Genomic DNA, 13,199 nt, shown 5'->3' on the forward strand with positions numbered 1-13,199 from the left:
ATAATTATGAGAAATAGATTTATATATTGCTTTGAAAATATTACTCTTTTATTCATATTAAATATCACATTTTTTGGTTGTGAGGATTATATAGAAATTGATCCGCCGCAAACAGAAATAGTCTCTGAAATTATTTTTTCGGATGATATTTCAGCGACTTTTGCCATGAATGGGGTTTATGTGTTAATGAGAAATAATGATGCGATCTTTAATTCTGGACTGGAGATTTTTACGGGATTAACATCAGATGAGTTGAATAATGAATCCTCAAGCATAATAGACTATATAGAGTTTAATGCTAATGAAATACAACCCGATAATACCAGTATCTTTAACCGTTTTTGGCAAAACGCATACCAGATTATCAACAACGCCAATGGTATTATTGAAGGTGTTATTGATAATGATCAATTGACACCCGAAGTACGTGACCAGCTATTAGGTGAAGCCTTATTTATTAGAGCTTACACTCATTTTTATTTAGTAAACTTGTTTGATGAGGTGCCTTTTGTAGAAACAACTGACTTGGAAGTCAATGCCAATACCTCAAAGCAATCTGTAACCAACATTTATAATCGTTTAATAGAAGATTTAATTCAAGCCAAAACCTTGATGGCAGATGGCTTTGAGTTTGCAGGTGGAACCCGTGTACGTGCCAATAAAGATGCAGCCACCGCTTTATTGGCACGCATTTATTTATATACAGAGAATTGGGTTTTAGCCGAACAGAATGCTACGCAAGTTATAAATACAGGTTTGTTTGGTTTAGAGACAGATCTGAACAATGTATTTATAGCGACTTCTAACGAAGCCATTTGGCAATTGGGGTCTGAAGATGATGGACAAACAAGATTGGGGTTGATTTTTCCAATTACTATTTTTGGAGCAGGTAACTTTGTAAATTTGGGAGCCACATCTTTAACGGATGAATTTTTAATGGCGTTTGAGGAAAACGATTTAAGATTTCAAAATTGGATTGGCGCAAATTCAAGTAATCAAAGTTACCCGGTCAAATATAAAAACTCGACAAGTCTGTCTATTGGTAACACGGGAATACCCGAAAATATTATCTTGTTACGCTTAGCCGAACAATATTTAATAAGAGCTGAGGCACTAGCTCAACAAAATGATATTACGGGCGCACAAGCAGATATCAATGCCATTCGTAATCGTGCTGGGTTATCAGATACTACTGCAAACACACAGCAAACCATATTGGACGCCATAATGCAAGAACGTCGTATTGAACTCTTTGCAGAAGGTGGCCACCGTTGGTTAGATTTGATTAGAACAGAGAAAGCTACGGAGGTATTGAGTCCCTTAAAGCCTCTTTGGGATAACACAGATGTATTTTGGCCTATCCCAGAGATAGAACTTTTGAATAATTCAAATTTAGAACCACAAAACCCAGGCTACTAATTTTTTATTTCTAAACAAGTGTCATTGCAACCTTTTTTATGCTCTTTAGAAGCAGAGAAGTAAAGCAATCCTATTATATAAACACGTTGAATAATGATACATATTACGAATTATCTAAAAAGAAAACAATTATTATCGTTGATCTTATTGTTTTGCTGTACAGGTCTAATAGCCCAAAAATCTTCTCTAGAACTGGGTTATCCAGCACCACCTTTAAAGCCCTATGAATGGATTAAAGGCAAGCCTATTATGGAGTTCAAAAAAGGCACGGTCTATGTGGTGGAAATGGGTGCTACTTGGTGTAAGCCTTGTGGGGAAGTCATTTCCAAATTGACCAAATTAGCAAAAACATATCAAGGAAAAGTTGAGGTTATTGGTGTGTTTGTTCAAGAAGTTAATAGAGAACCCTTGGATATCAAAAGTCCACAATACGTCGAACGAGTAAAAGATTATGTCCATAAAAAAGGTGATCAGATGAACTATAGTGTCGCCGTGGATGATCCTCAAAAAACCATTGAAAAAGTCTGGATTGATGGGTACGGAAAAAGCAGAGGTGTACCACAAACCTTTGTGATTGATAAAAAAGGAAGACTAGTTAGTCATTTTAATGGTCTTGATGAAACAAGATTGATAAATACTATAGAAAGCTTGTTGGATGATAGCTTTTCACTGGAAAAAGAGATAAAAGAAAAAGAGAAAGCAGCTAAAGGTATCTTAAAATTCAATATTAAGAAGCCTCTTTATATAGATAACAATGGTGGAGAAGATGAAGATTTCATGTTTCGATCCATTATAGGTAAATATCCTGAAAATATCAGAGCCACCAGTCCAGTCTATTATGTAAGAAGTTTTAAGGCGTTGAATGAAGTACGTCCGAAAAATGAAACAGAGAAAAAAGAGGTCGAAGACTTTAAATTATCACGCCAAGGTAGAATCTTTGGTTTAGGGGCACCCTTATCCAATTTATATTACGCTGCTTACGCAGATACCTTATCTAATAGTGCAAATGTCCGTCATCCTTTTACAAAGGAATGGCCAGATTTAGACTCGTTATGGTGGTTTAAAAAATCCTATGGCAAATATTGGCCAAAACCTGTTTTAGAAGTAAAAGATACATTGCCATTTGAGTTTGATTCGAAGTCCACTAAAAACAGATGGAATTACGAATTGAAAGTACCTGATAGAAAAAAGGCAACAGCTGCTTATTTGCAACGCTTAATGCGTGAGGATTTGCAACGATACTTTGGGTATAACGCAATTGTAGAAACTAGGGATATGCCTGTTTGGTATTTAAAGTCAAAGCCAATAGCAAAAAATATATTGAAGTCGAAAAAACTAAACGCTAAATATAACCAAAAGGATATTACCAATAAGTATGGCGGGTTTACAAGAGAGTATAGGAATGCGGATATTAGAGATGTTATTTACATATTATGTGATTACTTGAATAATGGTTATAATATATGGCTAAAAGGAAATATTGACGAACCCTTTATAAATAAAACAGATATTAAAGATGGTGATTTTATAGATTTTGATATAGCGGATAACGAATTGAAGTATTTTGAAAATATGAATTTAGAAAAAGTACAAGAGTACCTAAATAAGATTGGCTTGTATCTAGAAAAAGGTACGCAACCTATGAAAGTAGTAGTCATTAGAGATCCTAAAGAATAATATGATGAGATCCATTATAAAATTTATATGTATTACTTTTTTAGTACAAAACCTAATTGCTCAAAATGTTGTTTCTGATGGTCCTTATTTGTTTAACGAAGACGGCAAACAAATGATCTATTCTATTATTGATGGTCAACTTAGTAAAGAGACATTACCAGAAAACCGAATAATGACAAGTTTTCAGGTTGCTACCGACATAAAGGGAGAGAGTTTTCAGGTATGGTTAAAACCTGGATTGTCCTATGAACTGGCAACTTACCATATGCCTAATAAACTAGTAGCCATTTCCGATATTGAGGGCAACTTTGCACCATTACGTTTACTATTGCAGTCTACTGGAGTTATCGACAATGATCTAAAATGGAGTTTTGGTTCTGGCCATCTAGTTTTAACTGGCGATTTCTTTGACCGCGGCAACCAAGTAACTGAAGTGCTATGGCTTATCTATAAACTAGAATGGGAAGCACAAGAAGCTGGTGGACACGTCCACTTTATCTTGGGCAATCATGAGATCATGAACCTAAGGGGCGATCTTCGATATGTCCACGACAAATACCAACAGTCTGCAAAATTAATGGGTAAAGAACTCATAGACTTGTATGGTGCTAATACAGAGCTGGGGCAATGGCTACGCACCAAGAACATTGCAGAAAAAATTGGTAACCATTTGTTTGTCCATGGAGGTATTTCTGAGACTATAAACAAATTAGATGTTTCCTTAATGTCTATGAGTAATTTGGCACGTCCATTTTACGATAGGGAAACAGGATATGACAAAATAGAAGAAATACTCTTATCTGGTCAAGGACCATTATGGTATCGTAGGTATTACAATACTTACAAGGGTAAACCAATTACTGAAGACATTATTGATTGCACATTAAAAAAATTCGAAGTCTCTAAAATCATTACCGGTCATACGGTAATAGACAAAGGAGAAAAAATAACCACACATTATAGCGGTAAGGTTATCAATATAGATACCCATCACGCTGCTGGAAAATCGGAGGCTCTTTTAATTCAGAGCGGTAACTATTATAGACTGAATATCAACGGCGAAAAGCAAGCACTATTCAAAAAATAAAACATTCAAATCATTAAAAAATTAAAATTATGAAATCATTTAATATACTAATTATTCTACTTCTTATTTGTAGTATCTGTTTTGTCTCTTGTGAGACTAGTGATGATAGCGAATTTCCACAAGCTGCATCACTAAAAGTAGTTCACGCCATTAATGGTGCGCCAGGCATTTATGTTGAAAATTCTATGAGCGAAGACACGCCTTTTACCAATTTACCAACCTTGGATTTTTCTGAATTTAGAAGGTTTACCTTGCCCGCAAGGGAATCTATAGACATAGATGTTATTTTTGAAACGGATACAACGAGTCAGGTAGCCTCGGAACAGTTCAATTTGGGAGCAGGTAAAATCCAAACTTATTTTTTATATGGCGATGAAGCTAACGTGTCTTCAACATTGGTCGAGGATATTGGCCTAAGAACAATTACAGATAGTACCAATGTAGTTCGTTTTGTAAACCTAACCAAAGATGTTAATACATTTAGTGTTGATGCTGGCGGTATAGATAATCTAGTCTCAAGCATTGAGATAGCTGAAGCTTCAGAATTTGTTACGATAGATGCTACATTAGAAAATTTGGAATATACCTTTTCTTTCAAAGATGAACAGGGTAACGAATTATCAAATTTCTTTTACAGACAATGGTTCTTTTTTCCAGGCTTTGGTGCTTTTGTGCAATCATTTCAGGATACAATAACATTTGCACTTGTTGGAGCTTTGGATGATGGGCAAGGAAACAATACTCTTAATGTGATACAGATAGATCAGTAGTGGAGTAATTACTGCAAAGAAATAATAGTAAAAATAACTCATGAAATATATTTTAACCTATCTAATAGCATTATTTCTGTTATCAGTTAGCAATGCCCAAATACTGAATCCCGCTGATTGGACATACCAATTATCAAAAGAAGATCACGAACTGGAACTGCAATTTAAAGTAAAGTTAGACGATACATGGTACGTATATGCCACAGACCAAGATCCAGATCTAGGGCCAATACCAACATCACTGGAGTTAAAAGGAGAAGGCTTTAAAAAAGTAGGTGCGCCAAAACCCATTAAAGTAAAAACCAAATACGATGCCATTTGGGAGGGAGACACACGTTTAATCACAGAGTCAGGTGGCGGTTTTACTCAGCGTATTAAACTCTTAGAAGCTAATCCTAAAATTAATGCAACTATAAACTACACGGTCTGTTCCATGAAAACAGGCCAATGTGTATTCGGTGAGCAAGAATTTAATATCAAATTAAATCAGAGCAAATAAAACGTCTAGTTGGGAACGGTAATAGTTTAGTTTATAGAAGTAAGTAGTTATGAACTGTATATAGCTTAGTTTTATTTAGTTGAAGCCCGTTCCCTTTTAGGCTAATAATAGTAACACCAAAATAATACGCCCTACAACTTAAGTTTTTTTCATTGTAATAGTTGTTTTTTTGAATTAGTCACTCATAGCAGATTATTTTGAGTTAGTTGCGCACGACATCTCGTTTGACTACTTGGTGTTGTGCTTTTTTGTTGTCCGCCAGACCCAATAGAATAACACTTCAAATCCAAAATATTAAATTTACAATACCTCAAGTATTTAAAGGGAGCATATACAGCATACCTTACACCGCTAAAATAGCACGACCAACAATGGTCAAAAAGATTAAAATAACGTGAGTTCGATTTAACTTAAATTATTTAACTTCATTGTAAGGTTCTGTTTGTATTTAAAAACACCCTCCTTAATCCTCCCTCGAGGGAGGAATCTCACTCGGTAAAATTGTCCCCTTGAGGGGATTTAGGGGTGTTTTTTATGTAACTAATTGAAAATCAATGACTATTAAGTCGAATTCACCTTTAAAATAGAACTACAGTAAAACGTAATAATGTAAGTAAGATCTATAGAAGCTAATTTTTAGTCCTCTAAAAAGAAATCTTAAACAGATCTAGACAATTTTCTTGAACCAAACAACAAAAACAAAATAGCATGCATTTTATCACCAACCTTTTCTCGTATTAAGGTAAATGCTTTACTCATTTGGTTCTCTACGGTTCTAAAAGAAATGCCTAAATGCTCAGCAATTTCAGCATAAGTCAAGCCTTCGTGTTTGGCCAGAGTAAATACCGATTTGCATTTAGGGGGTAAGTTTTGTATTTCTTGTTTTACAAGAGCAATTAATTTGGGCAGCTCATTAGTGTCTTCTTCCTCAAGAATAGTATTAAGCGTGCTAATATATTCTTTCTCTAAACTTAACAGATTCTTCTTTTTACGGTGTTGGTTGATAAACTCATTATACACAGATTGATAGAGATAGCTTTTTAAAGAATAAATATCCTTAAGCTTTTGGCGCCGTTCCCAAACCATCATAAATATATTTTGTACAATATCTTCAGCTAGGTAAACATCACGACAAAGACTTTTTACATAAACACAAAGCTTTTGGTGGTAAGTATCCATCAAATAAGCATAAGCATTTTCATCACCCTGCTTCAAGTGAGTAATAAGTATTTTGTTATTAGAATAATCTGGATGCACCTATTAAGATGTATTAAAATTACTTTATTAAACTGTAAAATTAAGTAAATATTTTTTAGTGGATTTTGTGGGTGGTTACATTTGGGAAACGTAATAGTAACAAAGCGCCTGTTTAAAATGAATCAAAATATCGAAAAAATATTGACTAAATTCTTGATGAATGCCGCCAATATAGACGAATTAGAAATACTAGCTAATTGGTTAAAAAAGGACGAGCATAAACAAATTTTCAAGAGTTATATAAAGACCAACTATGCTATGGATATTAATACCAACGAGTTTGATACCGAAAATGCTAAAAAAGAATATTTACGAAAAATTAGGTTGTCCAAAAAAACAACTTATAAATTTAAGATATATAAAGTCCTTAAATATGCAGCTGCAGCTGTCATTATTTTTGGTATGGGCTATTTCTTTCAGCAAAAGGGAAATACGGGTTCTATAGAAATCACTGAACCAATCATTGTCAATAACCAAATAGAAACTGGGACCGACAAAGCAACCTTAACGTTGGAGAATGGAGATCGGATAGCTTTAGTAAAAGGCGATACCTACCAAACGCAAAATGTTACCAGTAACGGAGAAAAAGTCATTTATAATAGTAGCAATACTTCACGCGAATTAGTCTATAACCATCTTACAATTCCTAGAGGGGGTCAGTTCCAATTAACCCTTTCAGATGGTACCAAAGTGTGGTTAAATTCCGAAAGTCAATTAAAATACCCCGTAGCATTTAATGAGGGCGAAACAAGGGAAGTAGAGCTGGTTTATGGAGAAGCATATTTTGATGTGTCACCAAGTTCAGAACATGAAGGCGCAAAGTTTAAGGTGTTTAATAACAGCCAAGAAGTAGAAGTATTAGGCACCGAGTTCAATATTAAAGCCTATAAAGATGAAACCAATATTTACACCACATTGGTAGAAGGCAAGGTTGAGGTAACAGCAGGTAATACTGTCAAGATACTGTCACAATCCCAACAAACCAATTTAAATATCGTAACCAAAAATGTGAGCGTACAAGAGGTAAGTGTTCGTTCTCAAATATCATGGAAAGAAGGTTTGTATATGTTCAAGGACAAATCATTAAAAGAGATCATGACTACCCTATCACGTTGGTACGATATGGAGGTTGTCTTTGCAGATGAGAATTTAGAAGGTATACCATTCAACGGAGCATTATATAAAGACCAAAGTATCATAGATATCTTAAACGATATCAAAAATTTCGGAGTCATCAAAAACTACGAAATCAATAACAAAACTATAACACTTAAGTGATGAAAACGAAATCATTAATTGAAGGCAAACGGCCTCAATATTAATTCAGTAGTAAAATCAAATTACTGATTAGATAGGGCAGAGGAGCATCGCCGAAGCGCAGCGGTTGCGATGCACATGAAAAATCAGTAATGCTGATTTTCAAAGAATTAATATGCAGCCTAGATTTTTTGAATACTTTTTCATCAATGGAAAAAGTATTAGATGTGAATAAAGCTTTAAAACAGTATAAATTAATTAATAAAAAAGATAAAGACTTAAAGCAATTAACTAAACCTAAAACAATATGAAATAACACTACGAAACAAAAAAAGGGAGAAAAGTTTATCCGTCGAAAGTCAAACCTTATCCCCCTATAGCATTATTAACTAATTAAATTTTAACTAACTAATAACACAGCAAATTTATGGAAATTAAATCAATTAAAATCCATGCAATTCCTATGAAAATAGGAATCAGCAAACGGATACTCTTAATGATGATGAGAACATTCATTTTCTTACTATGCACAACGGTTTTCAGTTTAAATACTGATATCACGAACGCACAAGAAAAGGTCAAAATAGATCGGGATAAGGTCATGACCGTCGATGAAGTCTTCGATATGATTATTGACCAAACAAAATACAGCTTTCTATATCCAACCAATTTATTTGAGAATACCCCAAATGTAGAAGTGAAAAAAGGTGTGATGAGCGTTGGTAAACTCTTACAACAAACACTGCCCAAAGGCAAATTCAATGTCATCTTAGGAGCCGATAACAGAATTACTATTAAACAGAAATCCCAATCTCAACAGCGTCAAATCACAGGTAAGGTTACTGGAGAAGATGGCATGCCACTAGCTGGAGTAACAGTAATTGTAAAAGGGACTCAACGAGGAGTAGCAACCGACTTCGATGGGCAATACACTATTACTGTCATTGACAATTCTAATGTCCTAATGTTTTCATCTATCGGATACGCAAGTCAAGAAATTACAGTAGGAAATCAAAAAACTATAGATGTTGTATTAAAGGAAGAGATAAGCGAATTAGATGTTATCGAGATTAACGCTGGTTACTACAAAACCTCTCAACGAAAAGCAACAGGTAATATTTCTAGGGTAGAAGCGAAAGATATCGAGTTACAGCCAGTTACAAATCCATTACAGGCAGTACAAGGAAGAATGAGTGGGGTATCCATTGTACAAAATACTGGTGTTCCTGGAGGTGGTATTAGTATCCAGATTCGTGGTAGAAACAGCTTACGTAGAGATGGTAATGATGCCTTATATGTAATTGATGGTGTGCCTTATCCAATAAGGGGATTTACAAATGGGTCTATTGGAAGTGCTCTAAGCGCAGGAAACCCACTTGCATTCATAAATCCCAATGATATAGAATCTTTTCAAGTTTTAAAAGATGCGGATGCCACTGCTATTTATGGTTCTTTAGGAGCTAATGGTGTTGTTCTAATAACAACGAAAAAAGGAAAAGTAGGCAGAACCTCAGTTAGTGCAAATATAACTACTGGTTTTGGTGAAGTCAGTAAAAAACTAGATTTGTTAAATACAGAACAATACTTAGAAATGCGTTTAGAAGGGAATCCAAATTTACCTAATTTCCCACCATTTATTCAAGAACGATTTGCACCAGATGTTTTTGTCTGGGATCAAAGCAGGTATACAGATTGGCAAGAGGAGTTAATTGGCGGTACTGCTATGCAAACAAATGCAAACGTTTCTGTTTCCGGTGGTAATGAAAACACTCAATTTAATTTCTCAACAGGTTATTTTAAAGAAACTACGGTGTTTCCTACAGATGAAGGTTTTAGAAGGGTTTCGGGCTTATTAAATGTAGTTCATACTTCTAACAACAATAGATTTAATATAAATGCATCAGTAAAGTATTCTAATAGTAGAAATGCATTGCCTGTTATTGATTTAACGAGAACAGCAGTAACGTTACCACCTAATGCACCTGAATTATACGATGCTAATGGAGGCATTAATTGGGAGAATAATTCATTTAATAACCCATTAGCGTTTCTTGAAGGAGATTATAATGATCAAACAGAGAGTATAATAGCAAATGCAGATTTAGGATATCAACTGTTTAACGGTTTTAAAGTAAAAGCATCAATAGGTTACAATTTTCTAGATTTTAATGGTAATAGTATTCGTCCTTTATCGGCCATAAGACCAGATAGTAGATTATTTTCACAAAGAAGTAGTCGGTTTAATCAAGGAAATAATAAATTCTGGATATTTGAACCTCAATTAGAATATAATAAGAATTTCGGGAAGCTAAGATTAACTACGTTATTTGGGACTACTTTTCGAGAAGATATTAGAGAAACAACGGATATAAGAGCCGAAGGGTTTTCAAGAGATGAATTTTTACTTAATGTTGACGCAGCTACATCAACAGAGGTGTCTTCAACGTATACACAATATAAATATAATGCTTTTTTTGCCAGAATTAATCTAGACTGGGGAAATAAGTATTTGTTAAATTTAACGGCTCGTAGAGATGGTTCTTCACGTTTTGGTCCAAATAAAAAGTTTGGAAATTTCGGAGCAATTGGTGGAGCATGGATTTTTACAGAAGAAGATTTTACTAAAAATATTTCTTGGTTAACTTTTGGGAAGTTTCGTGGGAGTTATGGAATTACAGGAAATGACCAAATCGGAGATTATAATTTTTTAGACACTTATTCATTTGTTGATAATCCATATAATAACATTACTGGTTTTAATGTTACGCGATTGGCTAATCCAGATTTTTCATGGGAATCAGTAAAAAAGTTAGAGTTTGGTTTAGAATTAGGATTCTTTAATGAAAAAATATTAACAAATATTAGTTGGTATCAAAACAGGGCGTCAGATCAGTTGATTGGTCTACCCTTATCTACTGTAACTGGTGCTAGCTCTTTACAATTTAATTTGCCAACAGTTGTAGAAAACACGGGGCTAGAAATAGAACTTAGTACAGCTAACATAAATAACAAAAATTTTAATTGGTCAACCAACTTTAACTTAACCATTCCAAGAAACAAGTTACTTGAGTTTCAAAATATCGAGGATTTTCCAACTTTTGATAATGTATGGGTAGTAGGCGAATCAATTAATGGAAATAGTGGTAAGTATTTTGAGTTTATGGGTATAAATGATAATAATGGAACTTATGACTTTACAGATTTTGACAATAATGGTTCAATAAGTGAAACTGATAACCAGAAATATATTGAAGTCGGTCAGAAGTATTTTGGTGGAATTCAAAACATTATTAGTTATAAAGGCTTTACTTTGGATTTTTTGTTTCAGTTTGTAAAACAGACTGGACGTGATGTGTATTTTGGATTTGCCTCCCCAGGTGCTCTTACAGCAAGCAATCAACCAGCACAGGTTATAGATCGCTGGCAACAAGCGGGTGATCTAGCAAGGTTTCAAAAATATGGAAATAACAGCAATTATTTTCGTTATATACAATCAGATGCCATTATAACAGATACTTCATTCATTCGTTTAAATAATCTTTCATTATCATATAGTCTACCTAATACGGTATTGGAAACTCTAAAGATGCAAAATTTAAGGGTGTTTGTACAGGGGCAAAATTTGTTTACTATTACAGATTTTAAAGGATTAAACCCTGAAGTAGGCGGTTCTTCTGTCGCTTTACCTCCTTTACGTATAATAAGTTTAGGACTAGATTTATCATTTTAAAAAAACAAATTATGAATAATAAAATATATAAGTTAAATACATGCTTAATATGCATATTAATAGGAACTTTATTGTGGAGTTGCGAAGATTTTGTTGAAGTCGATGCACCAAGAAATGAAATCATAAGAGAAACAGCTATTACCGATGATGAGTCAGCGGTTGCAGCCATAAGTGGTATTTATAGTGAATTTGAATCAAACGGAAGCTTTACAAATAGTGATTTAGATAGACTTATGGGACTGTATTCAGATGAACTATTAGCTTCACCAAATAGTGAAACTGAACTTGAATATTTTCAAAGCAATCTAACTGTAGAAAACGGTCATTCAGATATTTTTTGGTCTAGTAGCTTTAATTCTTTGCTAAATATCAACTCCCTTTTAGAGATATTAGAGGATAATAACCAAGTAACTCAAGAATTAAAAAATCAAATTGAAGGAGAGGCTAAGTTCCTACGTGCATTTAGTCATTTTTATTTAACAAATTTATTTGGTAGGTCTCCTATTATCACATCATCAGATGTAGTAACAAATAATACCATTTCGCGGAGTGATGAACAGATGGTATATCAGCAAATCATTTTAGATTTGGAAGATGCTATCGGTTTAATGGCAGCCGATTTCAGTTTTATAGAAGGTAAAAGAATTCGTCCAAATAGAGATGCAGCCATAGCTTTGTTAGCGAGAACATATTTGTACATTGAAGATTGGGAAAAAGCTGAAGAACAAGCAACACTTTTGATAAATAATAATTTATACACTCTAGAAACTGATTTAAATGATGTGTTTTTAGCTGCAAATGATGAGGCCATTTGGCAAATTGAACCCTCTCAAATAAGTACAAACTTTACTGTACTACAGGCGAATAGATTTGTTATTCAACAAACAGCAATAGGCCTTGGTAGTCGCTCCGTTTTTAGAAATGAACTTATCAATTCTTTTGAAGTTGGAGATAGAAGGTTTACAGATTGGGTAGGTAGTTTTAATGACCCTGGAACAGGAATAAATTATTATTTTCCTTATAAATATAAAAATGTTACGAACAATATAGTTAGAGATCAAGAATATTTATCGGTTTTCCGTTTAGCCGAACAGTATTTAATCAGAGCTGAAGCTCGAGCCAAACAAGGTAATATAATAGGTGCTCAATCAGATGTTAACAGCATTCGGAATAGGGCAGGTTTAGCAAATACTACTGCAAATACCCAAGTAGATCTATTGATGGCAGTGGAACAAGAGCGAAAAGTTGAGTTGTTTACAGAATTTGCTCATAGATGGCTTGATATTAAGCGTACAGGTAAGGCGGATGCAGTTTTAAGTCCTATTAAAACCGATAGTTGGAGGTCAACAAATACACTTCTTCCTATTTCATTATCAGAAATTGAAATTAATCCCAATTTATTACCTCAAAATCAAGGATACTAAGATCAACTAATATTTTAAACAAACCCCTCCTGCTAGAGGAGGGGGTATCCAATCATGTAAGGTGTTAAATATCTCTACA

General features: G+C 34.1%; 9 protein-coding genes. 8 read left to right on the forward strand and 1 reads right to left on the reverse strand.

Annotated elements, in window-relative coordinates; all coding sequences use genetic code 11:
* Window positions 1–6: 6 nt before the first annotated feature.
* From Q4Q39_RS09015 to Q4Q39_RS09035, 5 genes are all read left to right on the forward strand, one after another.
* Complete coding sequence (locus Q4Q39_RS09015) at window positions 7–1,419, forward strand: RagB/SusD family nutrient uptake outer membrane protein (RefSeq protein WP_303282098.1); 1,413 nt, start codon at window positions 7–9, stop codon at window positions 1,417–1,419.
* 93 nt (window positions 1,420–1,512) lie between these two features.
* The gene (locus Q4Q39_RS09020) at window positions 1,513–3,096 is read left to right on the forward strand and encodes a TlpA family protein disulfide reductase (protein ID WP_303282099.1); all 1,584 of its coding nucleotides are present in this window, start codon (window positions 1,513–1,515) and stop codon (window positions 3,094–3,096) included.
* A 1-nt stretch (window position 3,097) separates the two neighbouring features.
* A complete protein-coding gene (locus Q4Q39_RS09025) occupies window positions 3,098–4,183 on the forward strand; it encodes a metallophosphoesterase (protein WP_303282100.1) in 1,086 nt (361 codons plus the stop codon).
* Between the two features lie 29 nt (window positions 4,184–4,212).
* Window positions 4,213–4,953, forward strand: a complete 741-nt coding sequence (locus tag Q4Q39_RS09030) for a DUF4397 domain-containing protein (RefSeq protein WP_303282101.1) — start codon at window positions 4,213–4,215, stop codon at window positions 4,951–4,953.
* A gap of 40 nt (window positions 4,954–4,993) precedes the next feature.
* Entirely contained in the window at window positions 4,994–5,452 is a 459-nt protein-coding gene (locus Q4Q39_RS09035) for a protein-disulfide reductase DsbD domain-containing protein (RefSeq protein ID WP_303282102.1), read from the forward strand.
* 657 nt (window positions 5,453–6,109) lie between these two features.
* On the opposite strand, the gene Q4Q39_RS09040 is transcribed toward Q4Q39_RS09035, so the two are convergent.
* The gene (locus Q4Q39_RS09040; RefSeq protein ID WP_303282103.1) at window positions 6,110–6,709 is read right to left on the reverse strand and encodes an RNA polymerase sigma factor; all 600 of its coding nucleotides are present in this window, start codon (window positions 6,707–6,709) and stop codon (window positions 6,110–6,112) included.
* Between the two features lie 117 nt (window positions 6,710–6,826).
* Here Q4Q39_RS09040 and Q4Q39_RS09045 point away from each other — a divergent pair, with 117 nt between their 5' ends.
* The 3 genes from Q4Q39_RS09045 (at window position 6,827) to Q4Q39_RS09055 (ending at window position 13,120) form a co-directional block, all read left to right on the forward strand.
* Entirely contained in the window at window positions 6,827–7,987 is a 1,161-nt protein-coding gene (locus Q4Q39_RS09045) for a FecR family protein (protein WP_303282104.1), read from the forward strand.
* A 406-nt stretch (window positions 7,988–8,393) separates the two neighbouring features.
* A complete protein-coding gene (locus tag Q4Q39_RS09050) occupies window positions 8,394–11,696 on the forward strand; it encodes a SusC/RagA family TonB-linked outer membrane protein (RefSeq protein ID WP_303282105.1) in 3,303 nt (1,100 codons plus the stop codon).
* An 11-nt stretch (window positions 11,697–11,707) separates the two neighbouring features.
* Window positions 11,708–13,120 (forward strand): RagB/SusD family nutrient uptake outer membrane protein, encoded by a 1,413-nt coding sequence (locus Q4Q39_RS09055; RefSeq protein WP_303282106.1) that lies wholly within the window; start codon window positions 11,708–11,710, stop codon window positions 13,118–13,120.
* Window positions 13,121–13,199 lie beyond the last annotated feature (79 nt).

Source organism: Flavivirga amylovorans, assembly GCF_030540875.1.
Taxonomy (GTDB): Bacteria; Bacteroidota; Bacteroidia; order Flavobacteriales; family Flavobacteriaceae; genus Flavivirga; species Flavivirga amylovorans.